23 protein-coding genes are annotated in these 25,092 nt (G+C 72.2%); 10 read left to right on the top strand and 13 right to left on the bottom strand.

All coding sequences use genetic code 11. From position 1 onward, the window contains the following. Nucleotides 1-58: 58 nt before the first annotated feature. Nucleotides 59-550, top strand: a complete 492-nt coding sequence (locus tag QFZ71_RS29885; RefSeq protein WP_307671269.1) for an FBP domain-containing protein — start codon at nt 59-61, stop codon at nt 548-550. A 557-nt stretch (nt 551-1,107) separates the two neighbouring features. Here the strand turns inward: QFZ71_RS29885 and QFZ71_RS29890 are convergent. From QFZ71_RS29890 to QFZ71_RS29900, 3 genes are all read right to left on the bottom strand, one after another. After that, nucleotides 1,108-1,659, bottom strand: coding sequence for a tellurite resistance TerB family protein (locus QFZ71_RS29890; RefSeq protein ID WP_307671270.1), 552 nt, complete (start codon nt 1,657-1,659; stop codon nt 1,108-1,110). A 149-nt stretch (nt 1,660-1,808) separates the two neighbouring features. After that, nucleotides 1,809-2,465: a DedA family protein gene (locus tag QFZ71_RS29895; RefSeq protein WP_307671271.1), complete on the bottom strand. Its 657-nt coding sequence runs from the start codon at nt 2,463-2,465 to the stop codon at nt 1,809-1,811. Between the two features lie 397 nt (nt 2,466-2,862). After that, nucleotides 2,863-3,219, bottom strand: coding sequence for a hypothetical protein (locus QFZ71_RS29900; RefSeq protein WP_307671272.1), 357 nt, complete (start codon nt 3,217-3,219; stop codon nt 2,863-2,865). Between the two features lie 225 nt (nt 3,220-3,444). On the opposite strand from QFZ71_RS29900, the gene QFZ71_RS29905 reads away from it, so the two are divergent. From QFZ71_RS29905 to QFZ71_RS29925, 5 genes are all read left to right on the top strand, one after another. Continuing rightward, nucleotides 3,445-3,963, top strand: a complete 519-nt coding sequence (locus tag QFZ71_RS29905; RefSeq protein ID WP_307671273.1) for a hypothetical protein — start codon at nt 3,445-3,447, stop codon at nt 3,961-3,963. 103 nt (nt 3,964-4,066) lie between these two features. Continuing rightward, the gene (locus tag QFZ71_RS29910; protein WP_307671274.1) at nt 4,067-4,693 is read left to right on the top strand and encodes a bifunctional 2-polyprenyl-6-hydroxyphenol methylase/3-demethylubiquinol 3-O-methyltransferase UbiG; all 627 of its coding nucleotides are present in this window, start codon (nt 4,067-4,069) and stop codon (nt 4,691-4,693) included. A gap of 106 nt (nt 4,694-4,799) precedes the next feature. Next, a complete protein-coding gene (locus QFZ71_RS29915) occupies nt 4,800-5,483 on the top strand; it encodes a response regulator transcription factor (RefSeq protein WP_307671275.1) in 684 nt (227 codons plus the stop codon). Further along, a complete protein-coding gene (locus QFZ71_RS29920) occupies nt 5,480-6,970 on the top strand; it encodes a HAMP domain-containing sensor histidine kinase (RefSeq protein WP_307671276.1) in 1,491 nt (496 codons plus the stop codon). The genes QFZ71_RS29915 and QFZ71_RS29920 overlap by 4 nt, the downstream gene beginning before the upstream one ends. Beyond that, complete coding sequence (locus tag QFZ71_RS29925) at nt 6,967-7,557, top strand: hypothetical protein (protein WP_307671277.1); 591 nt, start codon at nt 6,967-6,969, stop codon at nt 7,555-7,557. Before QFZ71_RS29920 ends, QFZ71_RS29925 begins: the two co-directional genes overlap by 4 nt. Nucleotides 7,558-7,689: 132 nt before the next feature. Here QFZ71_RS29925 and QFZ71_RS29930 read toward each other — a convergent pair whose 3' ends face one another. The 8 genes from QFZ71_RS29930 to QFZ71_RS29965 all read right to left on the bottom strand — a co-directional run bounded on the left by QFZ71_RS29930 (nt 7,690) and on the right by QFZ71_RS29965 (nt 18,481). Beyond that, complete coding sequence (locus QFZ71_RS29930; RefSeq protein ID WP_307671278.1) at nt 7,690-11,052, bottom strand: S8 family serine peptidase; 3,363 nt, start codon at nt 11,050-11,052, stop codon at nt 7,690-7,692. Nucleotides 11,053-11,231: 179 nt separating this feature from the next. After that, nucleotides 11,232-11,783, bottom strand: coding sequence for a GNAT family N-acetyltransferase (locus QFZ71_RS29935; RefSeq protein ID WP_307671279.1), 552 nt, complete (start codon nt 11,781-11,783; stop codon nt 11,232-11,234). A 131-nt stretch (nt 11,784-11,914) separates the two neighbouring features. Continuing rightward, nucleotides 11,915-12,205, bottom strand: coding sequence for a DUF3253 domain-containing protein (locus tag QFZ71_RS29940; RefSeq protein ID WP_307671280.1), 291 nt, complete (start codon nt 12,203-12,205; stop codon nt 11,915-11,917). A gap of 322 nt (nt 12,206-12,527) precedes the next feature. Beyond that, on the bottom strand, nt 12,528-13,787 hold the full coding sequence (locus QFZ71_RS29945; protein ID WP_307671281.1) for a sugar ABC transporter permease: 1,260 nt from the start codon (nt 13,785-13,787) through the stop codon (nt 12,528-12,530). Next, the gene (locus tag QFZ71_RS29950) at nt 13,784-14,632 is read right to left on the bottom strand and encodes an ATP-binding cassette domain-containing protein (protein ID WP_307671282.1); all 849 of its coding nucleotides are present in this window, start codon (nt 14,630-14,632) and stop codon (nt 13,784-13,786) included. The genes QFZ71_RS29945 and QFZ71_RS29950 overlap by 4 nt, the downstream gene beginning before the upstream one ends. 60 nt (nt 14,633-14,692) lie before the next feature. Next, a complete protein-coding gene (locus QFZ71_RS29955) occupies nt 14,693-15,727 on the bottom strand; it encodes a substrate-binding domain-containing protein (protein WP_373465222.1) in 1,035 nt (344 codons plus the stop codon). Between the two features lie 188 nt (nt 15,728-15,915). Continuing rightward, on the bottom strand, nt 15,916-17,373 hold the full coding sequence (locus QFZ71_RS29960) for an FGGY-family carbohydrate kinase (protein WP_307671284.1): 1,458 nt from the start codon (nt 17,371-17,373) through the stop codon (nt 15,916-15,918). 52 nt (nt 17,374-17,425) lie between these two features. Then, the gene (locus QFZ71_RS29965) at nt 17,426-18,481 is read right to left on the bottom strand and encodes a 2-hydroxyacid dehydrogenase (protein ID WP_307671285.1); all 1,056 of its coding nucleotides are present in this window, start codon (nt 18,479-18,481) and stop codon (nt 17,426-17,428) included. Nucleotides 18,482-18,688: 207 nt separating this feature from the next. Between QFZ71_RS29965 and QFZ71_RS29970 the strand changes: the two genes are divergently transcribed. The 3 genes from QFZ71_RS29970 (at nt 18,689) to QFZ71_RS29980 (ending at nt 21,723) form a co-directional block, all read left to right on the top strand. Continuing rightward, a complete protein-coding gene (locus tag QFZ71_RS29970; protein WP_307671286.1) occupies nt 18,689-19,342 on the top strand; it encodes a histidine phosphatase family protein in 654 nt (217 codons plus the stop codon). 5 nt (nt 19,343-19,347) lie between these two features. Further along, on the top strand, nt 19,348-20,121 hold the full coding sequence (locus QFZ71_RS29975) for a DeoR/GlpR family DNA-binding transcription regulator (protein WP_307671287.1): 774 nt from the start codon (nt 19,348-19,350) through the stop codon (nt 20,119-20,121). A gap of 129 nt (nt 20,122-20,250) precedes the next feature. Further along, the gene (locus QFZ71_RS29980; RefSeq protein ID WP_307671288.1) at nt 20,251-21,723 is read left to right on the top strand and encodes an FGGY-family carbohydrate kinase; all 1,473 of its coding nucleotides are present in this window, start codon (nt 20,251-20,253) and stop codon (nt 21,721-21,723) included. Between the two features lie 110 nt (nt 21,724-21,833). Here the strand turns inward: QFZ71_RS29980 and QFZ71_RS29985 are convergent, their stop codons facing one another. Further along, a complete protein-coding gene (locus QFZ71_RS29985; RefSeq protein ID WP_307671289.1) occupies nt 21,834-22,373 on the bottom strand; it encodes a GNAT family N-acetyltransferase in 540 nt (179 codons plus the stop codon). A gap of 292 nt (nt 22,374-22,665) precedes the next feature. On the opposite strand from QFZ71_RS29985, the gene QFZ71_RS29990 reads away from it, so the two are divergent. Further along, nucleotides 22,666-23,769 (top strand): M23 family metallopeptidase, encoded by a 1,104-nt coding sequence (locus tag QFZ71_RS29990; RefSeq protein ID WP_307671290.1) that lies wholly within the window; start codon nt 22,666-22,668, stop codon nt 23,767-23,769. 340 nt (nt 23,770-24,109) lie between these two features. Here QFZ71_RS29990 and QFZ71_RS29995 read toward each other — a convergent pair whose 3' ends face one another. Further along, nucleotides 24,110-24,796, bottom strand: coding sequence for a DUF5701 family protein (locus QFZ71_RS29995; RefSeq protein ID WP_373465175.1), 687 nt, complete (start codon nt 24,794-24,796; stop codon nt 24,110-24,112). Nucleotides 24,797-25,092 lie beyond the last annotated feature (296 nt).

Below are 25,092 nucleotides of genomic sequence, written 5' to 3' on the forward strand. Positions count from 1 at the left end.
GATGACCTAAAGGAATATACGTTTGCCTAATAGTTTTAGGCAACTTAGCTTGGTTCGTATGAAGCCCCTGACCGAGCAAGAGATCCGCACCGCCTTCGTGAACTGCACCAAGGGGGAGGCCAAGCGGCTGGCCGTCCCGCGCGACCTGGCCGACCGGCCCTGGGACGACCTCGACTTCCTGGGCTGGCGCGACCCGCAGGCCCCCGACCGCGCCTACCTGGTCCTGCCGACCGATGAAGGGCCCCTCGCCATCCAGCTCCGCTCCTCCGACGCAGGCTCCTGGCAGACCCGCCGCAGCATGTGCCCGATCTGTCTGACCGTCCACACCGGAGGCGTCTCGCTGCTGGTGGCACCCCGGTCGGGCAAGGCGGGTCAGCAGGGCAACTCGGTCGGCACGTACATGTGCAGCGACCTCGCCTGCTCTCTCTACGTACGGGGCAAGAAGGACGCGGGCATGGGCGGGCGCCTGCGCGAGTCCCTCCCGCTGGAGCAGCAGATCGAACGGACCATGAAGAACCTCGCCGCGTTCATCGCCAAGGTGACCGCCTGACCGCTTCTTCCCGCGAGCCCGGATCCGGGCTCGCGGGAAGAAACGGCGGCCGGCCGCGACCGGCCGGACCGACGGCGGCTGTTCGTCCCGCAGGCGCTCGGCGACAGCGGGGGCGGCGGACAGATCGCCGGCGTCCGGCCGCCGCTCGTCGAAGCTGCCGACGAGTCCGAACGGCATACCGGTGACGAAGGCGCGCCGTCCCTTCTCCGGCTTCTGCGGCGCTTCCGCCAACACCGCGAAGCGACCGGTCCCCTGACGGAATCCACGACGAGACCGGCCCACCGGGACGGCGCCCCGACCGAGTCGGACCCCCCGGCCCCGCCCCCGTGGGGCCGCACGTACCCCTGCCACTGCCCACCGGGTACGAAATCTGCGCTATGCCCGTCTACCCGACCCTGCCCATGGCGGCCTCAGCCGCTCGGCGGGCGCGTCTGCTCGGGATGCCGGCCGCCGTCCTTGCGCCTCTGGACCTGCTCGGGCGTCTCGACCCGCGTCCTCCGGGTGGGCCCCGAACCAGCCCGTCAGGACTCACGCCCTGAGGTGGGCACGCCCTCCTCTCAGAGGCCGAACTCCTGCGGGGCGACCCCGAGCGCCGTGCACGCCTCGCGCAGTACCTGAGCCTCGGCCGGGGCGATGTACCCGTCCGCACCGGCGATCACGAAGCCCGTCTGGATGACCGCTTTGGCCTCCACCGGCTTCTTCGCCGCCTTCGCGATCTCCTGCATCGCCTCGGCCCTGCCCTGCGGGAAGTTGAACATCAACTGGTCGACGTGCTTGTTGAACCTCTGCCGCAGCTGCTCGGGCGGGAAGTTCTGCAGGACGTCGTTCTGCAGGATCAGCGACTCCACGTGCTGTCGCTCAGCGGGGGCCACCGAGCCGTCGGCGGCCGCCACCAACGCGCACATCGCCATGCTGGCGTCCCGGTAGGCCCCGCTCTTCAACTCCGTCTTGAGCGAGCCGAGCTGGGACTTGAGAAGCCCGACCAGCTTCTCCTTCGAGCCACCCCCGGCTCCTGAACCCGGCTGCCGGCCGCCGGCCGTACCTCCGGCTCCCTGCGACTGCTGCTGCAACCCCTTGGCCTGTTCCTTGATGCGGTCCCACATAGCCATGCCTGCCATCCTTGTCGATCGGATCGATGGACCGCGCACCGTGCGCGACCCCTGTGCGGCGGTTGTCCGTGAACAGCCCCGCGGCGGCCCTCGCCCGGTGGCCCGTGAGCCGCCCGAAGCGCCCTGCCCCGCACGGTTCGCCGCAACGGTCACACGTGGTCCTTCCGCCGCTCCCCCCGACGGGCCCGCACCCTGCGGACGACGGCCACGACCAGCGCAGCGACGACCAGTACGAGTACCACCTTGGAGAGCACCCCGACATAACGCTCCACGAGGTCCCACCGATCCCCCAGCAGATAGCCCGCCATGACGAGGACGGAGTTCCATATGAGGCTGCCGAGAGCGGTGAGGAGCACGAACGTCGGCAGCGGCATCCGCTCGACACCCGCAGGGACACTGATCAGGCTACGGAAGATCGGAATCATCCGGCCGAAGAAGATGGCCTTCATCCCGTGCTTCTGGAACCACCGCTCGGTCTTCTCCAGATCGGACACCTTCACCAGGGGGAGCCGCTCCCACAGGGCGTACATGCGCTCCCGGCCGAAAAGAGCGCCGATCTGGTAGAGAGCGACAGCACCCACCACCGACCCCAGTGTCGTCCAGAAGAGGGCGGAGAACAGGCTGATCACCCCCTGCCCCGCGGCGAAGCCCGTCAGCGGCAGGATGACCTCGCTCGGCAGCGGAGGGAAGAGGTTCTCCAGCGCGATCGCCAGCCCGGCTCCGGGGCCGCCCATCGTCTCCACGAGTCCGGTCGCCCACCCGGCGATGCCGCTCGTCGGCTCCGAGGCGAGGGGGAAGTGATACATGTGCTTCTGCTCCAGGACTGATTCGGGGCCGTGACCGGAATGCCGATCGATTCGGTCTCGTACGGTGCGGGTCGAGAAATGCGCGGGGAACCCGTGCTGCCCGCATCGCGCCGCATTTCTACGGGAATCGAATGACGGGCTTCGGGTGAGGGTCCGGATTACCGGATACGCGCGCGGATGCGGATGTGAGGGGCGGGCTACGGGATGCGCAAGGAAGGGAAGGGGGTGTGACGGTGCGCGTCCACCGCCGGGCGGCCAGCTCCTGAACACGCACACGGCCTGCTCACCGCAGGGGCCGGACACCGGACGACGTACGGGATCCGGTGGCCGCACCGCCGTACGGTGCCGGCCGGTCCGGGGCCCGGCGGACAGCCCCGGACCGAGGGGGACCGCCCGCTCAGCAGCGAAGGATTCGGACCTGGACAGGACTCTGCGATCCAGCGCGCGAAGCGTGCTGCCGGGCGATGTCCGCCGCACCGTCGTACAGGTCCGGCGAGGGGGAGGGGGCGGCCGCCGGAACGGGGGCCGACGCCGTCGTGCCACCCGCTTTGTGGCGCTGCTGGAGCGTGGCCTCACCGTCCACGCCGTCCAGCGGCATACTCGGCCCGGACGTGTCGAACACGGACACGACCTGGGAACGAGCCGCCGCGTCGGAGGGCTGTGGAGTCTGCGGGGAGGAACCGAGAGCGAGTGCGGAAATCATCAGGAGCATGGCGATACCGGCGTAGAAGGCCAGCATCTCCCTGCAGCGCATTCCTACGCTCCCTGTCCCGGTCGATTCGGCCCGTAGAACGAAGTACCAAAGCCGCTCGGCGAATTGCCGCAGGACTGCACTCTAACAGCCTGAACTGAAGCGAACCTGAAGCCCATTTCGCCCTCGGGCGCGGTCCGGGCCGAAGACCCTACGGTTCCTGCCCCGTACTGTGCGGGCATGCCGGAACCCGTCCTTCCGTCGGACGTGATGGCTAGGCTCCGGACCATGGCAACCACGGGAACGACACGGGCGAGACGCGTGATGGCGGCAGTGGTCGGCACTGCCGCGGCAGTGGTGTTCGGTGTCGGCGGTGCGCTGGCGGTCGGTACGTCGGACGACAGGCCTGCCGAACCGGTATCGGCCGAGACCGTCCCCCCGACGCCGAGCGGTGGCGGCGAGGTCTCGGGCGGCTCCGACGGCGGAAGTGTGAGCGGTTCCGGTGGCTCCGACGGCGGTGCGAGCGAGGGCGGTTCCGACGGTGCCGACAGCGGCGGTAGCGTGAGTGGCTCCGGCGGATCGGAGGGCGGCGACTCCGGATCCTCCGGCGGACCCGAGCCCAGCTCCAGCCCGAGTGGGCCGCACCCCACCGACGGGCCCAGCCCTTCGCCCACGGCTCCGGTCGACCTCGCGGAGGTCGCCGAGCGCATCGACGAGCTGGAGAAGAAGGTCGACGAGTTGCCCACGAAGAAGGACCTGGCCGACGCGTTGCGCGCGTTCGCGGACTCGCTGGAGCAGCAGGACTGAGACAGCGCAGGCCCGCGGCCGACCGCCCGAAGGGAAGGGAACCCCGTACGGCGCCCTCGATTATGCTCGCGCTCGGGGGAGACGACCGGAGGAACGGGACAGCATGACTGGGCAGCGCGACCGTTGGGCGGAACTGACCGGGGGCCGGGCGGGGGAGGAATACGCGCAGCGCTTCGCCCGGCTCGCCGCATCGGGCCATGACGTCCATGGCGAGGCCACCTTCTGCGCCGCGTTGGTGGAGTCCGCCGCGAAGGTGCTCGACGCGGGCTGTGGAACCGGCCGCATCGCGATCCGTCTCGCCGAACTGGGCCACCACTGCACCGGGGTGGACGTCGACCCGTCGATGCTCGCCGTCGCCCGGCGGGACGCGCCGGACCAGGACTGGCTCCTCGGCGACCTGGCCCGGCTGGACGATCTCGGCCTGGACCCGGACCACGACCTGGTGCTCGCCGCCGGCAACGTCATCCCCCTCCTCGCCCCCGGCACCGGGGAAACCGTCGTCGGACACCTTGCCGCCGTACTGCGCCCCGGCGGCCTGCTGGTCACCGGCATGGGACTGGACGCGGCCCACCTGCCGCTGGAGGAAGCGCCCGTGACCCTCGACGAGTTCGACGACTGGTGCACACGGGCCGGTCTGACTCTGCGGCAGCGGTACGCGACCTGGAGTGGCGATCCCTACCGCGAAGGTGGTGGCTACGCGGTCAGCGTCCACGCCGCCCCCACCAGCTGAACCCGCGCCACCCCCGGCGCAGCCGGGCCGGCGCGGGGCTCCCGCCCCGCCGTGGCCCCGGCCCCTCTCCCTCCCTCATCCCTCTCCCAGAGCCTGGAGACACGGCATGCCACGCGTCGTCCTTGTCGAAGACGACCCGTCCGTACGGGACGGCGTCGAGATGGGGCTCCGGCGACGCGGCCACGAGGTCCTCGCCACCGCCACCGGCGAGGCCGGCCTGGAAGCACTCGACGCGTTCCGTCCCGATCTCCTGCTGCTCGACCTGATGCTGCCCGAGATGGACGGTGTCGAGGTCTGCCGCCGGGTGCGCAGGACCAGCCAGTTGCCGATCATCATGCTCACCGCGCGCGGCGACGATGGGGACATCGTCGTCGGCCTGGAGGCAGGAGCGGACGACTACGTCGTCAAGCCCGCCCGCACCGAGGTCATCGAGGCCCGCATCCGTGCCGTGCTGCGCAGTATCGAAGCCCCCGCCGGCCCGCGGCCCGCCGTCGAACCCCACGGCGACCTCGATATCGACCGTGCCGGACACACCGTCCTGCGAGCGGGCCAGCCGGTCGCCCTCGCGCCGTCCGAGCTGAAGCTGCTGCTGTTCCTGTCGGCCCGGCCGGGCGAGGTCTTCAGTCGTCAGCAACTCCTGGAAGAGGTCTGGGACCACAGCTACCACAGCGACGTACGCCTGGTGGACGCCTGCGTACGCCGACTGCGCGTCAAGATCGAGGACCGGTCCGACCACCCCCGGTACATCCAGACCCTGCGGGGGTTCGGCTACCGCTTCGGACCGCTGTGAAGATACCCGGAGCGGCCGCCGCGTTCGGCGTACGGACCCGGCTGGTGCTCGCGTTCCTGCTGGTGGCCGCCGTCAGCGCCGCGACGACCGCCGCCCTGACCTACCGCGAGGCGCGCAGCGCCGTCCTCGAACGCGCGCAGGACACGGCCGTCGCCTCGTTCCGTGAGGAGGCCGAACGGTTCGTCCCCGGCCTGCCCATGGACCCGGAGGCGACCCGATGGGCGCTGTACGACATCGCGGCACGCTCCAAACCCCATCCGTGGATCGTGTTCGCCGAGTACGGATCGCTGCGCGTCTCCTCGGGCGACCGGCCCGCCTCGGGGGTTCTGACCGCCGACCTGCGCCGTTCCGCGCGCACGGCACCGCGCGGTGCCTTCCAGCGGGTCGTCAAGGACGGGGACGCGTATCTGACGGTCGGGATGCCGGTGATGACACGGGTCGTCGCGGGCGGCCGCGCGGTGCCCAGCGGCCTGGTCCTCTACGCCGTGATGCCGATGGCGAACGAGGAGACCGACATCGATGCCCTGGTGACCGCCGCCCGCGACGGTGCGCTGCCGGGGCTGGCCGTGGCCCTGGTGCCGGCCCTCTTCGCGGCGCGCAGCGTGCTGCGGCCCGTCCGTGAACTGCGGCGGGCCGCGCACTCCATGGGCGGCGGGCAGCTCGACACCCGGATCGCCGTACGCGGCAGGGACGAGATGGCCGACCTCGCCCGGACGTTCAACGCCTCGGCGGCCCGTCTCGAACACTCCGTGCAGGAGCTGAAGGACGCCGGGGCACGCGCCCGGCGCTTCGCGTCGGACGTCTCGCACGAACTGCGCACCCCGCTCGCCGGGATGCTCGCCGTCACGGACGTGCTGGACGAGGACGCCGGGAGGCTCGACCCGGACACCGCGCGGGCGGTGCGCCTGATCAGCGCCGAGACCGGCAAGCTGGCCCTGCTGGTGGAGGATCTGATGGAGATGTCCCGGTTCGACGCCCGGGTGGCCGAGCTGAACACCGACGAGGTGGACGCGGCGGAAGCCGTACGCAGGACCCTCTCCGGCCGCCGGTGGCACGACCGGGTCGTTACGGAGCTGCCCGAGGGCATCCGCATCCGCCTCGACCCACGCCGCTTCGACGTCATCGTGGCCAACCTCGTCGGCAACGCCCTGCGCCACGGCGCCGAACCGGTCACCGTACGGCTGTCACCGCGGGCGGACACCCTGGTGGCCGAGGTGCGGGACCACGGCCCCGGTATCGCGGACACCGCCCTGCCGCACATCTTCGACCGCTTCTACAAGGCGGACGCGGCGCGCTCCCGCTCGTCGGGCAGCGGGCTCGGTCTGGCGATCACCCGGGAGAACGTACGCCTCCACGGGGGCACGATCCGGGCACAGAACGCGCCCGGTGGGGGCGCGCTGTTCACCGTGGAACTGCCCTACGAGGGGCCCGCCTCCCGAGAGACGCGCCCGGAGGACGGACCGGTCCGGACGGAGGCCACCGCGTGAGGGTGCGAACGTCCCGCGCGGGCAGGGCGGCCCGGCTCGCCGTACTGCTGGCACTCGCCCAGGGGCCGCTCACCGGCTGCGGCATCCAGGAGACCGAGGTCGTCGCAGCCGGGAGGCCGGCCGTCGGCGACCTGCTGCCGGCACGGGAGACGCGCTTGCTGCTGTTCTTCTACGCCCCGGACGGCGAACTGCTGCCCGTGCCGCGCGTCCTGGACGTCCCGTGGCACGGCGGCGACGCGCCCTCGAACGGCGAGGAGGAGGACGAGGCGCTCTCGCCCCTCGCCGCCGTCACCGCCCAGCTCACCGGACCGAACAAGGACGAACGGCGGGCCGGCCTCCGCAACGCCCCCTCCCTGCCGGGCACGGCGTCCGCCGCGGACCGGGTCGTGACGGGCGGCTCCACCGTCGAGGTCGAACTGGACACGGGGGTACGGCAGCTGACCGCACGCGCCCGCGACCAGCTCGTCTGCACGGCTGCGTACGCGGCACACCCACAGGGGGCTCCGTCCGTCACCCTCGTCGGCCGGGACGGGCGACTGCCCCCGGCCGACTGCTCCGTCCGGCCTGTACCCGCTCCGGCACGCTGACCACCGGGTCGGTCGTCCGCGACGGTACGGCAGCGGCCCGCCGGAGTCACCTCCGGCGGGCCGCGCTCATGCCTCGCTCACTCCGGGCCGTGCCCCGCGAAGGGCGGGTTCAGCCCTGCGGACCCTGTGGTCTCACCGGCCGAAGAAGGCGTTGTGGACGGTGACCGTCGACTCGTTGCCGCCCTTGTCGGAGACGACGGCCCGCAACGAGACCGCCTTGCCCCTCCCCGGACCGAGCACCGTGACGCTCCCCGCCATGACCGGTGCGGGCTGCCAGGTCGCACCGTCGTACGAGACCAGGACGCGCAGCGACTTCAGGTTGGCACCGGCCGCCGCGCCCTGCACCTGGACCGGGAAGGTATGCATGCCGCCGGCCGGAACGGTGGAGTCCAGTGCGAGCTTCGGCAGGAAGCGGACCGTGGAGACCGGCAGCTGCGTCGGACTCCCGGCAGCGGCCGAGGTGAAGGTCCAGGAGGCGTCGATCCGCGTGCCCGTGCGATTGACCTTCGGGTCCCGGTGGACCGTGGTCTCCACCTTGTACGCGGCGGACTCGGGCGTCAGCGTGAAGAGTTCCCGGTCGATGGCGGCGTCCTTCCGGAGGAACAGCTTGCCGTTGCGGTGGATCGTGGTCCTCGCATCGGTGTACTGCGCGAAACCGGAGTGGCCCGCCCCGTCGCTGATCATCGGGAACGCACCGTAGATGTCGTCGCCGTCGCGCACGATCCTCTCGTCCGTGCCCATCCGCGGTCCCAGCACACCGACGTTGAAGGTCTCGGTGTAGGTCCTGCCCGCCGCGAACTTCTGATGCCCGTCGAGTTCGAAGGCCGAGTCGAAGGAGCGGTTGCCGTCGGCGTCCGCCGCGGTCAGCACACCCGCGACGATGTTCCAGGCGGCCCCGCCCTCCGTGGACAGGTACACCCTGCGCGTCTCCGGCGCGGGACGCACGGTGTAGAGGGCGTCGACACCTCCCCCGTAGTCGAGCAGACCGTGCGCCGCGAGAGCGCCGTCGGCGCCCGGCGCGGACGACCCGATGTCGGCCTTCACCAGGGCCATGTCCTTGACCGCGTAGGTCTTGTCGAAGCCGGTGGCCAGCTCACGGACCGGGCCTCCGGTGAGGACGTTGTACTCGGTGCCGCTGCGCTCCCAGTGCGCCGACCACTGCTGGGCGAGGACGCCCTCGGCCATCCTTTCGCCCTGGTAGGCGGTGCGGAGGTGGTCGAAGCCGCTGAACTCGGCGCCCTCCATGATGAACGTCTCGGGCGTACTCAGCGTGTACATCATCCCCGCGCGCGTGGAACGCGCCTCCGGGTCCGGCACCTCGACGTTCACGGGCCGGGTGGTGCGGGCGTCCAGGGTGACGGTGGTGGGCCCGGTCACCGAGAGCTCGGGAACGCTGATCAGGTCGACGCCCTTCTTCGGGGCAGCCGGGTCGACCAGCATGTCGGCCGCGAGGCTGTAGGTGCCGCGCGGAAGGCGGACCGTGGCGGTGCCCGACGACAGGTCGGGGAGGAACCGCAGGCCGGAGGCGGAGTCGCGGTAACCTTTCAGGTCGGCCTGCCAGTTGGAGCCGACCGCACCGTCGCGGTCGAAGGTCTTGAACGTGACGTCGTACGACTCGCTCTCCCGTTCCACCGCCGCCGGGGTGCGCACCGCGAGGCCGCCGCCGGTGGCGACGACCGTGACCGCGTACGAACCGTCCACCGTGCCACCGAGCCGCGTGTCGGCGGTCAGACCCACCGAGGCGGTGCCGCCCGCCGGGACCGTGACCCGCTGCGCGTCGAGGGCGAAGAACCCGGCCGGGGCCGGCTTCCCGTCCCCGCCCGTGGGCGCGGCGAGCTCCAGGTCCAGCGTGACATCGGCGTCGCCGCTGTTGCGGTACGTCACCTGGCGGGTGACGGGGGTGTCGTCGGCGTGGGGCCACGCCTGCGTGCCCAGGTTGACGGAGACCGGCTCGGAGACGACGGTCTGGTCGATCGCCCGGCCGACGGCGAGACGGCCCGCTCCCTGCTGGAACACGGTGGGGGAGCCACCCTCCGCCGACCCCGTCAGGGCGGCCTTGAGCTGCGCTCCGGTCCATGCCGGGTTCTTCTGCTTGAGGATCGCGGCCGCGCCCGCCACGTGCGGGGTCGCCATCGAGGTGCCGTCCAGGGTGGTGTACCCGGCCGGGTTCTGTCCGGCCGTGCCGGCCGCCGCGGCCGCCGTGATCGCCACGCCCGGCGCGGTGATGTCGGGCTTGACCGCGCCGTCCCCGATCCGGGGGCCGGCGCTGGAGAAGTCGGCGATCAGATCGTCGTCGTCCACGGCGCCGACCGTCAGCGCGGCGTCGGCGCTGCCCGGCGACGCGACCGTTCCCCGCCCCGGTCCGCTGTTGCCCGACGCCACCGCGAACAGGACGCCCTTCTCCGCGGAGACCCTGTTCACCTGGGCTTCCATCGGATCGATTCCGGGGGAGTCGGCGTTCCCCAGGCTCATGTTGATGACGTCCGCGCCCTGGGCGACGGCCCAGTCCACCCCGGCGATGATGCCGGAGTCGTCACCGATGCCCTGGTCGTCCAGCACCTTGGCGTTGATCAGCCGGGCCCCGGGCGCCACTCCCTTGAACCGGGAGTCCTTCGCGCCCGTGCCCGCCGCGGTGGAGGCCACGTGCGTGCCGTGCCCGTTACGGTCCTTGGCGTCCGGCGAACCGCTGAAGTTGCGCTCGGCCACCACCTTGCCGGCGAGGTCCGGGTGGGTGGCGTCGATCCCGGTGTCCACGACGGCGATCTTCACACCGGTGCCGTCGTACGAACGGTCCCAGGCGGCCGGAGCGCCGACCTGGCCCGTACTGCGGTCGAGCGTCGCCTTCCGCACGCCGTCCAGCCAGATCCGCGCGACGCCGGACGACACGGCCGCCGACCCGTCCGCGCGTCGGCGGGTCAGGGCGTCCCACAGGGCGCCCGCGCTCTCCGTCGCGCTGTCGGCGCCGGTGACGGCGTCGGCGTCGAGGACCGAGAGGGTCCGGCGGAGCGTGGTGCCCTCCGAGGAACGCACCTCGGTGCGCGCGGACTTGGCGTCCGGGCCCCGGTAGCCGACGATCACCTTGAGCCCGGCCCCGTGAGTCTTGCGGCTCTGTGCCGTGGCGAGTTCGGTGATGTCGAACAACCGGCGGTCCAGTGTTCCGTCGGCGATGAGCCGCCGGGCATCGCGCGGCACCACATAGGTGCGGCCGTTCCGGGTCTCGGTGAAGAAGGGCATGTCCTCCCGGCCCTTCGCCCGCTGGATACCGCCGGCCCGGCCGCGGGAGTCCACGAGGACCCGGTCGCCGGTGATCAGGGTGACGGTCTCGCCGGACCGGCCGCCCGGCTTCCCGTCCTCGGCCGTACCCGGGAACACCGTGCCCGGAAGTTCGGCGCCGGGTTTGCCGGTGCCCGCCGACGCCGGGCCGGTCATGCCCGCTGTGAGGGCGACAGCGGCCGCAGCGACGAGGGCATACGTCCTCGTTGATCGTTTTCGCAAGATGGTCCCTGCTCAGGAGTGGTTCGACGGGCGAAAGCCCAGCCGCACGGGGTGCGTTCGGATACGCGTTCGGCCCCGGGCTCCTGAGTATGCCGAGGCCGTTCCGACGCACTCAATGATCGTTGTGTAACAGCGGGACCAGCGCGATCCGGCCCGCTCGCAGAGGGTCCGCGACCCGATCAGGCGGGCGGCGAAGGCGGGCTCCACACCCCGAACCACTGCTCGGCCCCGTACTCCTCGAACCGCGCCATCTCGGTGAACCCCAGCGTGTGCGCGAGGCGCAGCGACGGGGCGTTGGCGACCCGGGTGCAGAGGACGACCCGTTCGCCGGGGAACGCCCCGGCGAACCAGCCGAGCGCGGCGGTGCTCGCCTCGGCGGCGTACCCGGACCCCCACGCCCGTGGCAGGAGCATGTAGCCGAGTTCGGCATGATCGCCGTCCGGGAGCAGGCCACCTCCCGGACGTTCGGCGGCCCGGCGTTCCAGGGTGACCGTGCCGATCATCGCCCCGTCCAGTTCCACCACGAAGAGACCCGGACGCCGGCCCGGCACCTCGGGGACGGCGCGTTCGAGTTCGTCGCGCGGACGGGGGCCGCCCAGGTGGACGCGCACCTCCGGCGATGCGAACAGGTCGATGAACGCCGCACGGTCGCGGGCTTCGGAGACACGGAGCACGAGACGGGCCGTGGCGATCGGGGCGGGAGGCCAGGTGACGCGAGCGAGTTCAGCCATGCCGGGCAACGTATCGCACGCCTGTACGCACGGGTCTTCGGCGGCCGATGTCGCGGCCCCGACTCCGCCGTCCGGCCACGGGGCGGCCCGGAACCCGCCCTCCGGCATCCCGGCCGCTGCGAACCGCTGGATCAGCTCTCCTCGGAGCGTCGGCGGACGCGGCGGATCCGGATCGGGCCGCGGACCTCGTCCGGATCGACCGGGCGGCCCTTCTGGGTGATGTCGACGCGGCCGGCCCCGACCAGCCGCCGAGCCGCCTGGCGGGCGGGCTCCATCAAGGAGCGCCAGCCGTCGTCGTCGCCCTCGTACACCGAGCGCGCGGCATCGGAGGGACAGATGGTCGCGGTCGGGCCGCGTCGCTCCAGCAGGTCGAGGATCGCCTGCTCCAGGAGGCGGCCGGTCCGTTCTTCGTGCTCGGTCATCCCCTCATGGTGGCACCGGTACGCCGAAGGCGCCCGGGGCCGCGGGCAGGCCGCCCGCCCGGCACCCACCCCTGCCGGACGGGCTCGCCGGTCCCGGAGCCCGGGTCCGGCTGCTGACCACCGAGGTGCTCGCGCGGGAGCCGGAACCGGTGGCCGTACGGGCGGCGGCGGACCGAGGACGAACCGGGCTGCCCCCGCACGGCCCGGCCCGCTCACCGGGCGGGCGTCGGCGGCGACCGGCATGTCTCACCGCCTGCGGCCCGGCACCGCGAAGAGGACCGGGGCCGCCCCCTGACGGACGGCGCCGTACACGAGCGGTGGCTCAGGCCATGCCCCGGGAGGCCCGCGAACGCCGGGCCACGGCGTCCAGCGACACCGCCAGCAGCAGCACCCCGCCGGTGACCATGAAGCGGTAGGCGGAGTCGAGATTCAGCAGGGTGAGCCCGCTGGAGATCGACTGGATGACGAGGACGCCGAGCAGCGCGGCGAACGCGGAGCCCCGGCCGCCGAACAGGCTCGTGCCGCCGATGACGGCCGCGGCGATGGCGTTGAGGTTGACGTCACCTCCGCCGCTGCTCTGGTTGGCCGCCGCGAGCCGCGCGGCGGACAGCATCCCACCGACGCAGGCCAGCGTCGTGCACAGCACGAAAGCGGTGGTCAGGACCGCCTTCACGTTCACCCCCGCCCGCCGGGCGGCCTCCCTGCCCCCGCCGACCGCGTACATCGACGTGCCGAACGAGGTGCGGGACAGGACATAGTGCAGCGCCAGCACCAGGGCGAGAAAGAACACGAACATCCAGCCCACCCCGCGGTCCCGGTTCAGATACCAGACCGCGCCGCCGAGACCGGCCGCCGGCACCAGGCTCCGCACGAGGAGGAACCGCCGTGAGGCGGCGGTCAAGCCGGCCCGGCGGCGTTCTGCGGCGCGCGCGGCACCGGTCGCGTACAGCGCGGCCGCGCCCCCGACGACCAGTGTGTAGGACGCCCAGGGCGGGAGGAACTGGAGCTGCGCGAAGGTCACGAGACCCGAGTCGAAGGGCAGGTTCACCGAGCCTTTGGGCCCCAGCAACCACAACTGCACGCCGAGGAAGCCGAGCAGACCGCCGAGGGTGATGACGAAGCTGGGCACCCCGATCAGAAGGTGGATCCGGGCATAGAGCCAGCCGATCACCGCCGCGAGAGCCAGCGCGGCCGTCACGGCGAGCCAGGCGGACAGCCCCCGGTCCACGAAGAGGACGGCCAGGACGGCGGCGCCGAGCCCGCTGACCGAGCCGACCGACAGGTCGATCTGACCGACGAGGAGGACGCAGACGACACCCAGGGCGATGATGCCGACCGGCACGCTTTCGAGGGTGAGGTTGGTGAGGTTGGCGCTCGAAAGGAACACCGGGTTGAGGATCTGCATCACGACCCAGATCACGACCAGCCCGGCGAGCACCGGCAGGAGACCGGGATCGCCGCCGCGCAGTCGGCCGGAGACCGTCCGCCACCGCGCCCGCGCGCCCTCGGACCGGCTCACCGGTCTCTTCCGGGGTCCGCCCCGCTCGCCTTCCGGGCTCGTGGCAACGGCCGGTTCCGTCATGACGCCTCCCCCTCGCGCGTCGCTTCCGTCCTGCCGTGCGCACGTGCGCCCCGGCCCCGCTCGGCGCGTCGGCCGACGACGTTGTCCGAGGCTCCGGTGATGGCCGTGACCAGATCCGCCGCCGTGGCCCCGGCCGCGTCGAAGAACCCGTTGTTGCGGCCGAGCCGCAGGACGGCCACGGTGTCCGCGACGGCCCGCACGTCGGCCATGTTGTGGCTGATCATGAGGACGCCGAGGCCGCGTTCCCGCAGCCGCTCGATCAGGTCGAGCACCTCCGCGGTCTGGGCCACGCCCAGAGCGGCGGTCGGCTCGTCGAGGATGATCACTTTGGGGTCGCCCAGGAGGGTCCGGGCGATCGCCACGGTCTGCCGCTGGCCTCCGGACAGGGCCGCCACCGGGGTGCGTACCGAGGGGATCTTCGCCGACAACTCCCCGAGCAGGGCGCGGGAGCGGATCTCCATGGCCACCTCGTCCAGCCGCAGCGCCCTCAACTCCCGGCCGAGGAAGAGGTTGTCCACCACGTTCAGGTTCTCGCACAGGGCGAGGTCCTGGAACACCGTCGCGATGCCGAGCCGTTGTGCGACGGCGGGGGAGGGGATGGAGACGGTCCCGCCGTCGAATCGGACGGTTCCCGCGTCGGGCTGATGCACTCCGGAGAGGATTTTGACCAAGGTGGACTTCCCCGCCCCGTTGTCGCCCACGAGTGCGACGACCTCTCCGGCGGCGACGTCCAGGGCGACATCGGTGAGCGCGGCGACGGCGCCGAAGGACTTGCAGATCCCGCGCAGGGCCAGCAGCGGTCCCTCTGACGCCCCCTGGGCGGAGGGCAAGTGATCTGCGGGCATGGACCGGCCTTCCGGGACGGGCGGACGGGGCGGCGGGCGTGCCGGTGACTGCCCGCGCGACTACGTGACGCCGGCCTCCGCGCAGGCGGCGGCGTACGTCGCCGTGCACACCTCGGCGGTCTTCAGCGGCTTCCCGTCGCCGACCAGGACCTCCCCGATGTTCTCGCGGGTGACCACGGTCGGAGTGAAGAGTTCCGACGGGGTGCCGAAGAGCGTCGTCCCACCTCGGGGCTTCTCACCCCGGACGAAGGCGTGGGCGGCGGTGGCCGCCGCTTCCGCGACGGTCCTGATCGGCTTGGAGATGGTGTTGTACTGATCACCCTTGATGATCCGCTGGGCGGCGGCGAGTTCGGCGTCGTTCCCGGTCACCGGAGGCACGGCGACCCCTGCGGCCTTGAAGGCGGCGATGGAACCGCCGCCCGTACCGTCGTTGGCGGCGACCACCCCGGCGATCCGCCCCGGAAACTTGCTGATCTGGCCGCTGACCCAGTTCTGGGCCTTCCCCGGCTCCCAGGCGGGAGTGTCGTACTCGGCCAGGAGCTCGAAGCCGCTGGAGTCGACCGCGCTGTGGATGCCCTTCTTGATCAGCCCGGCCGCCGCGTCGGTCGGTGAACCGTTGACCTGGAGGAGGCCCCCCTCGGCCTCGGCGGAGGTGAGGTGCTCCACCAGGGAGGCGCCGATCATGGCGCCGATCTTCTCGTTGTCGAAGGAGACGTAGTAGTCCGCCCTGGCCGCCGGTATCGGCCGGTCGTACGCGATGACGGAAACTCCGCGGCCCTGTGCCGTACGGACGGTGCTCGCCGCCGCCGCGGAATCCACCGGATCGATCACGAGGACGTCGGCGCCCTGCGCCAGGGCGGAGTCGGCCTGCTGCTGTTGCTTCGCGGCGTCCCCGCCCGCGTTCTGGTACAGCACCTCGCAACCACCGCAGAGCTCCCGGACCTTGGCCTCGAAGAGCGGCGCGTCGTACAACTCGTACCGGGTGGAGGCGATGTCGGGCATCAGGAACGCGATCTTCGCGTTCTGTGACGACCCGCCGCCCGAGCCGCTCGGTGTCTCGGTCGTACAGGCGGCGGCGGAGACGACCACCGCCATCGTGGACACGGCAGCCGCGAGTGATCTGACAGAGCGTGGCGTCACTGGAATCTCCCGGTCTTCAGTCGGAGAGAGCCCTTCTCCACGTCAAATGAACAGCCTGCCTGTTATGAGTGTCAATGGTCATGTCATAAATAACAGAGAGAGGGAGGCCGCCAGCGGAAGCGGGCAGCCCTGACCCGTCCCGGCTACCGCGCCAGGCGGTCCCACCCGCCCCGCGCCGTCGCCAACTCGGCCCGGTACCGCCCGTATCCGTCCTCGTACAGGGCCCGTACGCCCTCGCGCGGTTCGACCACCCGGTGCCTCCCCGCCGGCACCTCGTCCCCGGGGGACAGCGAGGCCCTGGCGACGGACACCACACCGAGCGCCCCGACCTGCTCCTCCAGCGGGATACGGACCGGCCGGCCGAGCACGTCCGCCATCAGCCTGGCCCACATCACCGAGCGCGTGCCTCCGCCGCACAGGGCGAGGGTGCCGCTCAGTCCCGCAGCGTCCAGGCAGTGCCGGGCCGCGTAGCCGATGGCCTCGCAGACGGCGCGCACGGCGTCCGCCCGTCCGGTGGCCAGACTGAGCCCGTCGAGCCTGCCCCGGGCCGATGGCTCGACGAAGGGGGCCCGTTCGCCCGCCTCGGACAGGAAGGGGAACGCGTGGACGCCCCGCGCGCCGGGCGGGCTCTCGGTGAGCAGCGCGTCCACGTCGGCCGTGGTCGCGCCGACGAGGGCGAGCACCCACTCCAGCGCCGCCGTCCCCACCATCGCCGGCATCGCGCGCAGCCACCGGCCGGGGTCGGGCGTGCACAGCCACATGCCGGCGGGCTCCGCGAGCGGATCGAGATCCACGCGGTCGGTCAGCACCTGGCTCGCGAGTGTCGTGCCCAGGATGAGCACCCCGTCGCCCACCGCGCGCACCCCGCTGCCGATCGCGCAGGCCGGAAGGTCGTAAGGCCCCGCCACGACGGGCAACCCCTCCGGCAGCCCCAGAAGCCGTGCGCCCCGGTCGTCCAGCCCGAGCACCGTTCCGGGAGCGGCGGGAACCGGCAGCAGATCCGCCCGGTCCGCGACACCGCACGCCTCCAGGGCCTCGGGCGCGTAGCGGCGGGTGCGCGGGTCGAGGAACGGGAGCGTCGCGTCGGAGGCGTCCAGGCACACCCGGCCGGTCAGGCGCTGGGCCACCGCGTCCACGCAGTAGCCGGCGACGGCGGCCCGGTCCAACACCTCCGGCTCGTGCTCCTGGAGCCAGTTGAGCAGCGGGCCGTGGCACCCCGGAAACATGCCGGAACCGGTGTGCGCGTACGCGGCGCCGATCGTGCCGTCCGCCAGCCAGCGGGTCACCAACTCCGAAGCCCGCGCGTCCATCCAGGAGATGGCGGGCCGCACCGGACGGCCCCGGCCGTCCCGCAGCCACAGCCCGTCCCCCTGCCCGGTGAGCGCCACCGCCTCCGGCGGTCCGCCGATCGCGGTGGCGACTTCGCGCACCACCTCCCCGACACCGGCCTCGACGTCGTCGAGATCCTGCTCGACCCGCCCGCCCGGCAGCATCTCCACGTGCGAGCGCCGGACCGCGGCGGTCAGGGCGCCACCGGTCTCGTCGAACGCCACGGCCTTGGTGACCGACGTCCCGATGTCCACACCGATGATGGTGCTCACGTCTGGTGCCTCCTGTGTGAGCCGAAGGGTTCCCGGCCGCCGGCGGCGGCCGTCAGGACCGGCCGGCCTCCAGGACGTCCCGGTTCGCGAGGTGGGACAACTCCTCGCCGCGCAGGAAGCGGCCGACCTCGGCCGCGGTGATGGCCGCCGCACGGTGCGCGGTCCGGCGGGTCGCACCCGCCAGGTGGGGGGTGGTGATCACGTTCGGTACGTCGTGCAGCGGCCAGTCGGCGGGGATCGGCTCGATGTCGTACACATCGAGAGCGAGCGCCCCGAGACGGCCGCTGCGCAGCATCTCCGGCAGCGGCGCGTGGTCGAGAAGCCCGCCGCGCGCGGAGTTCACCAGGACCGCGCCGCGAGGCAGCAGGCCGAGACGGCGCGCGTCCAGCAGATGACGGGTCTCCTCGGTCAGCCGGGCATGCAGGCTCACCAGCTGACTGCGGCTCAGCAGATCGTCGAGCTCGACCGGTTCGACGCCGTCCGCCTCGACCAGCGCGGGATCGGCGTACGGGTCGGCCGCGAGCACACGCGCCCCGAAAGCGCGCATCACCCGTGCCACGAGGCGGCCGATCGCGCCGTACCCCACGAGCCCGACCGTGGATCCGCCGAGCTCGCCGCCGCTCTCCTCGTACGCGTACAGATCACCCCGCCATACGCCCCGCTTCAGCTCCGCGTCCGCGGTGCAGATTCGCCGTGAAGCGGCCAGCATCAGCCCTACGGCGAACTCGGCGGCGGCGGGGGCGTTGCGGCCGGGGGCGAAGCTGACCCGGACACCGTGGCGCGTGGCGGCGGCCAGGTCCACGTTCACCGGGCCGCCCCGCGACACGGCGACGAGCCGGAGCTCCGGCGACTTCGCGAACACCCGCTCGGTGAACGGGGCCATCTGCGTCACACAGACGGCGGCCCCGGCCAGCGCCTCGACGAGCCCGTCCTCCGTACCGCTCGCCTCGTGGACCTCCCCGACCGGACCGAAGGGCTCATGGGGCCAGGGGAGGGTCAGCTCACCGATCTCCGGGACCTCCCGGCCCGTGCGGGACAGCTCCTGGCACACGGCCGCGCGGATCAGCGCGGGGCGGACGAAGTGGTCGCCTGCGGCGAGGATGCGCATGACGTCGGAATCCTTCTGCGGGAGAGCCGCCGGGACGGCGTGACGAGCAGGCCGGAGCCTGATCGGAGGTGCGGGAGGACGGTTCCGGAGTGTGGAATTGCTGTTAAATTTAACAGCGCCCACGTGAACCGGCAATGCGCTCGGCGCACTCGGCGTGTACCGCAGGCACGGGCCGCCACCCGCCCCACCCCGGAAGGGCCACTCCCCATGACTTCTCGTCTCCTGCTGGTACGGCACGGCGAGACCGCGTGGCACGCGGAGAACCGGTACGCCGGTGTCACCGACGTCGCCCTGACACCGCGGGGCCTCGCCCAAGGAGCCGCCCTCGGGACCTGGGCCGTCCGCCACCGCGTGGACGCGGTCACCAGCTCGCCGCTCACCCGCGCCCGGCTGACGGCGGCGCCCGCCGCGGCCGCCCTGGACCTGACCGTGGAGGTCCAGGAGGGGCTGCGGGAGGTCGACTTCGGCTGGGGCGAGGGCCGCACCGTCCAGGAGATGGCCGAGGAGGACCCCGAAGCCGTACGCCGCTTCCGCGAGGACGCCGACGCCGGCGCCTTTCCCGGATCCGAACCCGTCGCCGACGCGGCCGCCCGAGCCACCACTACCCTGCGCGACCTCGCCCACCGCCACCGGGGAGGCACCGTGCTCGTCGTCGCGCACAACACCCTGCTGCGCATCGCCCTGTGCGACCTGCTCGGACTGCCCCTCGGCCGCTACCGGCACACCTTCCCCCGCCTGGACAACGGGGCCGTCACGGAGATCGAGATCCACGGGACGCGGACGGCGCTGCGCTCGCTCAACGTGCCCACCACCCTGCCGCCCCCCGCCCCCGCGCCCGGCCCCACCCCTGCGGGAGACTGACCTCCATGACCAAGAGATCCGCCGAAGAACGCCGACGGCTCATCGCCGACCACGTCGTGGAGCAGGGCACGGTCACGGGCGCCGACCTGGCCCGGTTCACCGGCGTCAGCCTGATGACCGTCCACCGTGACCTCGACGACCTCGCGCGGCAAGGAGTGCTGCGACGCTTCCGCGGCGGCGCCTCCGCCCTGCCGTCCACGGTGTTCGAGTCGAGCCTCGACTACCGGCTCGGCGTCCACGCGGCGGAGAAGAACGCCGTCGCGCATGCCGCCGCGGCCCTCGTGGAGCCCGGCATGTCGGTGATGCTCGACGACTCCACCACGGTGCTGGCGCTGGCCGGCCTGCTGGTCGGGCTCGGCCCGCTCACCGTGGTCACCAACGCCCGCCGAGTGCTCGACGTCTTCGCCGGATGCGAGGACATACGCCTGATCGCCCTGGGCGGCGAGTACTCGCGCACCCATGACTCCTTCCTCGGAATGCCCTGCGTCGAGGCGGTGGAGGCGCTCTCCGTCGACCTCGTCGCGGTCTCCACCTCCGCCCTCGACACCAGGTCGGCCTACCACCAGGAGCAGGACGTGGTGCTGGTCAAGCGAGCGATGCTCACCTCGGCGGCGACGAAGGTCATGCTCATGGACCACACCAAGCTCGCCCGGACCGCGCTCCACCGGGTCGGGCCCGTCGGTGACCTGGACCACCTCGTCGTGGACGACGGAGCCGACCCCGAGCTGCTCGGCCGACTCCGCGAACGGACCCGCGTGACGGTGGCCGCCACCACCTGAACCCGCGGCCGCTCCACCCCCGCCTGATGGCACGCGTGTTAATTTCCCCCGTACGCATCCATCGTGACGGACCGTCATGTGCCAGCCGGACATGTGAGGCCCGCCCCGCCGGGAAGGACGCCCCCCGCCATGAGCAGCGAACCCCGCCGCGCCACCGGCGGCCCCCCGGCCGTGATCGGCATCGACGTGGCGACCGCGTCGGTCCGTGTGGTGTGCGTGGACGGACAGGGACGGTTGCTCGCCGAGGCGCGGAACGACCTGCCGCCGCCCGTCCGCACCCCCGCGGGAACGAGCGAGCAGGACGCCCGGTCGTGGTGGCCCGCCGTGCGCTCGGCACTGCGCCGCACCACGGCCGCGCTGCCCCGAGGCGGACGCGAGGTGATCGCCGTCGCCGTCTCCGCCACCTCCGGGACCATCGTGCCCACCGGGGTCGACGGCGCACCGCTCGGCCCGGCCCTGATGTACGACGACCGGCGAGCCGCCGACCTCAACGCCGACGCCCAGCGGGCGGGCAGCGCCCGCTGGGACGCGCTCGGTCTGTCGGTGGGCCCCACCGCCGCGCTCGGCCGGGCCGTCCGGTGTTCGCGGACCTACGGCACCGCCTTGCGCCACGTCCTGCATACCCCCGACGTCATCGGCCGCGCCCTGACGGGCCATCCCGTCCCCACGGACTGGAGCCACGCCCTCAAGACCGGCTACGACGCCCGCGCCGCCCAGTGGCCCCACGAGGTCTTCGACGCTCTCGGCTTCCCGATCGCGCTGCTGCCCGAGGTGCGCGCCCCCGGCACCGAGGCCGGGACCGTCGGCCCACGGGCGGCCGAGGCCACGGGACTGCCCGAAGGATGTTCCGTACGCCTCGGGATGACGGACGGCTGCGCGGGCCAGATCGCCACAGGGGCGGTCGAACCCGGCCGGTTCGTGGGCGTGCTCGGCACCACGTACGTCCTCAAAGGGGTCTCCGAACACCTGGTCCGCGATACGACCGGGGCCTTCTACAGCCACCGCCACCCCGACGGCTGGTGGCTGCCCGGAGGGGCGTCCAACACCGGAGGGGAGTGCCTGGCCGACGTCGCACCGGGCCGACTGCCCGAGCTGGACGCCGCCGCGGCGGCCCGAGGCCCGGCGTCGTACGTGTGCTACCCGCTGCGCCGCGACGGCGAACGGTTCCCCTTCGTTTCCGGCGCGGCCCGCGGGTTCCGGCTGGGCGGCCCCCGCGACGAGGCCGACGCCCACCGCGCCGCGCTGGAAGGAGTGGCCTTCGTCGAACGCCTGGCACTGGAACGGATCGTGCGCCTGGGGGTCCCGGTGCTCGGCCCCCTGCACGCCGCCGGCGGGGGCAGCCGCAGCGCCGTGTGGACGGCGATCCGGGCCACCGCCCTGGACCGCCCGGTCCGGGTCGTCGAACGCGCCGAGACGGCCTTCGGCGCGGCGCTCCTCGCCGCTACCGGAACCCTCCACGAGAACCTCGCGGCGAGCGCCGCCGCCATGGTGGGCGGCGGCGCCCTCGTCGAACCGGTGGCGACCGAACGCCCGGCGCTGGACGACGCGTTCGGCCGTTTCGTCGAGGAGCTCAACGCCAGGGGTTGGCTCCCCGGTGACTGAGGAGCACGGGCCACCGGCCGGGGCCGGTCGCCTTCGCTCCAGGAGGTGGCGGGGGGCCTCTCCCCGGACCGGGAGGGCTGCCCGCGGTCCGGTCCTTCCCGGCGGAGACGTCAGGTGAGGGAGGCCGCTTCCGCGCCGTCCCGTACGGACTTCTCGAGAAGGGTGAACGACTTGAAGGAACCACCCGGCTGGGGCTTGCCCTCCTTGGTCCCGACCGCCCGGTAACCGGCGTCGAGGTAGTACGCGGTCAGGCGCGCGTTGCCGGCCAGGCAGTCCAGCCGCACCAGCTCCCGCCCGGTCGCGGCCACGCGCCGCTCGGCCACCCGGAGAAGCTGCCGCCCGGTCCCGCGCGGGACCGCGGTCCGGTCCACCATCAGCCGGTGCACGTATCCGGCGGCTGTGGACTGCGGCCCCCAGGCCGCCTCGTCCTCCCACCACAACTCCCAGGCCCCGACCACCTCGTCGGCCTTCTCCGCGAGCCACAGCTCGCCGCTCTCCATGATCTTCCGGAAGTGCTCCACACCCAGCTCGCCGGGCTGCCACTGTTGGGTGACGCCCCGCGCCAGCATCCAACGGGCGGCATCGTCACGCAGCCGTACGACAGCGGGGAGGTCGGTCCCGGAAGCGAGACGGCAGCGAAGATCGTTCACGGAGCGATCCTCGCACGGACGTCCGTCCCCGAACCAGGGCGCGGAAGTACCCGCCCCCGAGGCATGGTCGCGGCGCCATCGTCCGAGATCGGCCTCGGTGGGCGTCAACTCCCCTACCAGGAGTGCTACTTGTTCTCTTGCGGCAACGCGGAGTCACGCTAGTCTATGCGCATAGAACTTGATGCATGCATGACATTCGCGCGTCCTGGTCTTCCGTTCGGCATGGTCCCACCCGCAATGCCCTCCTTCCTGCCGGTCCGGTAGGGCCTCCTGTTCAGAAGGGACATCCCCCATGCTCTCCAAGCTGTCCGTGAGAACCGCCGTCGCCGCCCTCGCCGTTACCGGGCTGCTCGTCACCGCCCCCCAGGCGGCGGCTTCCCTCCGGGACTCCGCCGCGCCATCCGCCGTGGCACCGCAGGCTGCCGCGCCGCCGTCGTCCGGCGTCACCGTGAAGATGTCGTCCACGGCCGCCGACAACCTCGGCACCGCTCGACAGGGATTGGTGAACGCCGTCTCCGCCGACGTTCTGGCCCGGTCCGACGACGCCAAGGGTCTCTCGGCGGATGCGGCCGTCAGCAAGCTCGCCGACGAGGGACGCAAGGTCGTCGTCGACGTCCGCACCGTGTCGGCCAACTGGGCCCGCGGCGTCGCGTACGTCGAAGCGCCCCGCACGCACCACGGCGACCCGGAGGGCTGGCTCTACATCGCCCACCGCAAGGACGGGAAGTGGATCGCGGGCCTCGAAGGCGACCGCGAGTTCGCCGACCATGTGGCCACGTCTCCGCTGGTCGGCAAGGCGGAACGGCGCAACATGACCGCCTACGCGCAGCGCAAGGTGACGCCGGAGCAGGAGAAGCCGTCCGTGGGGGTGACGGCCGTCAACACCAACGGGCTGCTGCTGCCCTGGATGCCCGACTACTACATGACCCTGACCGGCGGAGCGCACTCCCACACCGGCTCGACCGGCTACTGGAGCAGCCTCGACTTCGCCGGCGGCAACGCCAGCGGGCGGGTCCGTTCGTCGCGTGAGGGCACCGCGACCTCCATGTGCGGCGCCGGTGGAGGCTGGACGCGGGTCATCCACCCCGGCGGCTTCTCGACGGACTACTACCACATGCGCAACACCACGTATTACAACGGAACGTCGATCGGCCGCAGCGCCCTGCTGGGCACCATCGGTACGGACGTCTGCGCGGGCGGGTCCGCCACCGGAGCCCACGTGCACTGGAGCCTGCGCACGTACGACGCGAACTACAACGGCCAGTACACCTGGCTCAGCGGCCGCACCATCGGCGGCTGGCTGTGGTCGAACGGGTCCAGCCAGTACGCCGGGTGCGCCACCCGCCTGGGCGTGACCGCCTGCCCCGGTACGGCGATCTACAACCGCACCAGCTGATCACGGCCACCGTGGGCCCGGCCCGGTCCACAGGCCGGGCCCGGGCTCCGACCCCGGAACTCGGGGCTGCCACACCCGGGACGGCGGCGGCAACGAGGGGAGCGGGCCGGGCGGGCCGGAAGGCTGTTCTTCCGGCCCGCCCGCCGCCGCTCGTGGGTGACGCGGTACCGGTATCGATCAGAAGGGCTTGGTCGGCAGGTACGTGCCCTCCAGGGTGACCACGCCGTCAGTTCCTGGTGAAGTACGGGGAATGATGATGTGCCGATGACGTCGAACGCCCCGGAGCACGAGCTCCGGGGCGCCTGTGACGCGTCGGACAGCGAAAAACAGGGGCCGAAGGCTACTGGCTCGCGCGCCCCGTGGTGGAAGCGAATCCCAGCCAGGTGTGGCGGTTGCCCCACCAACACCATCCGATCTTGGGCGCGTTGCGCCGCTCCCGGCCGTCCCGCCCTGTTCCGTTGCTGATCCAGATCGCCGGAGTGCGCGCGTCCAGCGCGCCGTTGGCCTTGCGCAGACGTGATCCGATGGTCATGAAGCAGCGGTTCCGTTCGAGCACCGCCGGCTGTTGCAGTACCCAGTGGATACCTTCGACGAGCGTCAAGGGTGTCCGGTCCGCACCGGCCAGGGAGGGCAGCGCCTCCTCCGGGCTCCAGTTGGACATGTGGTCGCCGCGGTCGATCCCGCTGACGAAGTAGAGCGGCGCGTCGGGGAGTTCGATCCCGGTGGGGACGAAATCGTCGACGTCCTGCATGTCGCTGACGACGAAACCAGGCTTGCCGTCGTGCCGGAGCAGGGGCGCGAGGGCGGAGGCAGGGGCTCGGTCCGGATGGATGACGAGCAGGACGCCGTCGACCTGGCCCACCGTCTTGGCGAAAGCGCGGATGTCCTCGGCGGGGATGCCCGCGATCTCGTGCACTCCGAGCTCGATCAGGCGCTCCGCCTGTGCGGCGGGAGGCCGGAGCCTGGCATCGGTGCCGGACGCGGTGGTGTCCGCGGTGGAGGCGTCGGCGGAAGGGTTGTCGGGCAAGGCGGTCCCCCGGATTCACGGTTCACAGGTACGGCACTGGGCCTGAGGTCGAACGAGGGAACCCGCCCAGGTGTTCCCGGCACGCCCCGACCCCCGTGCTCTTCTCTTCCGTGAGAGCTACCGGGGCGCTGCCGGTCGTTGCGCTTTGGCGGGGGACGTGATGACAGCGGGGTGAATTCCCGAGCTTTTGAATTCACCTTCACCGCTACTTGTACGGTCGGCCGCTGCCTCGCGGAGAGTGGTCCGCCTCCCGCTCCGCGAAATGTCACCGGTGCTTAAGAAATGTGGTGTGGGTG

The sequence above is a fragment of the Streptomyces sp. V2I9 genome (assembly GCF_030817475.1).
Lineage (GTDB): Bacteria > Actinomycetota > Actinomycetes > Streptomycetales > Streptomycetaceae > Streptomyces.

Bases quoted from the DNA above. Each gene is read 5' to 3' on its own strand.
- QFZ71_RS29885 (WP_307671269.1), top strand. From the start codon at position 59: ATGAAGCCCCTGACCGAGCAAGAGATCCGCACCGCCTTCGTGAACTGC.
- QFZ71_RS29890 (WP_307671270.1), bottom strand. From the start codon at position 1,659: ATGGCTATGTGGGACCGCATCAAGGAACAGGCCAAGGGGTTGCAGCAG.
- QFZ71_RS29895 (WP_307671271.1), bottom strand. From the start codon at position 2,465: ATGTATCACTTCCCCCTCGCCTCGGAGCCGACGAGCGGCATCGCCGGG.
- QFZ71_RS29900 (WP_307671272.1), bottom strand. From the start codon at position 3,219: ATGCGCTGCAGGGAGATGCTGGCCTTCTACGCCGGTATCGCCATGCTC.
- QFZ71_RS29905 (WP_307671273.1), top strand. From the start codon at position 3,445: ATGGCAACCACGGGAACGACACGGGCGAGACGCGTGATGGCGGCAGTG.
- QFZ71_RS29910 (WP_307671274.1), top strand. From the start codon at position 4,067: ATGACTGGGCAGCGCGACCGTTGGGCGGAACTGACCGGGGGCCGGGCG.
- QFZ71_RS29915 (WP_307671275.1), top strand. From the start codon at position 4,800: ATGCCACGCGTCGTCCTTGTCGAAGACGACCCGTCCGTACGGGACGGC.
- QFZ71_RS29935 (WP_307671279.1), bottom strand. From the start codon at position 11,783: ATGGCTGAACTCGCTCGCGTCACCTGGCCTCCCGCCCCGATCGCCACG.
- QFZ71_RS29940 (WP_307671280.1), bottom strand. From the start codon at position 12,205: ATGACCGAGCACGAAGAACGGACCGGCCGCCTCCTGGAGCAGGCGATC.
- QFZ71_RS29945 (WP_307671281.1), bottom strand. From the start codon at position 13,787: ATGACGGAACCGGCCGTTGCCACGAGCCCGGAAGGCGAGCGGGGCGGA.
- QFZ71_RS29950 (WP_307671282.1), bottom strand. From the start codon at position 14,632: ATGCCCGCAGATCACTTGCCCTCCGCCCAGGGGGCGTCAGAGGGACCG.
- QFZ71_RS29955 (WP_373465222.1), bottom strand. From the start codon at position 15,727: ATGGCGGTGGTCGTCTCCGCCGCCGCCTGTACGACCGAGACACCGAGC.
- QFZ71_RS29965 (WP_307671285.1), bottom strand. From the start codon at position 18,481: ATGCGCATCCTCGCCGCAGGCGACCACTTCGTCCGCCCCGCGCTGATC.
- QFZ71_RS29970 (WP_307671286.1), top strand. From the start codon at position 18,689: ATGACTTCTCGTCTCCTGCTGGTACGGCACGGCGAGACCGCGTGGCAC.
- QFZ71_RS29975 (WP_307671287.1), top strand. From the start codon at position 19,348: ATGACCAAGAGATCCGCCGAAGAACGCCGACGGCTCATCGCCGACCAC.
- QFZ71_RS29980 (WP_307671288.1), top strand. From the start codon at position 20,251: ATGAGCAGCGAACCCCGCCGCGCCACCGGCGGCCCCCCGGCCGTGATC.
- QFZ71_RS29990 (WP_307671290.1), top strand. From the start codon at position 22,666: ATGCTCTCCAAGCTGTCCGTGAGAACCGCCGTCGCCGCCCTCGCCGTT.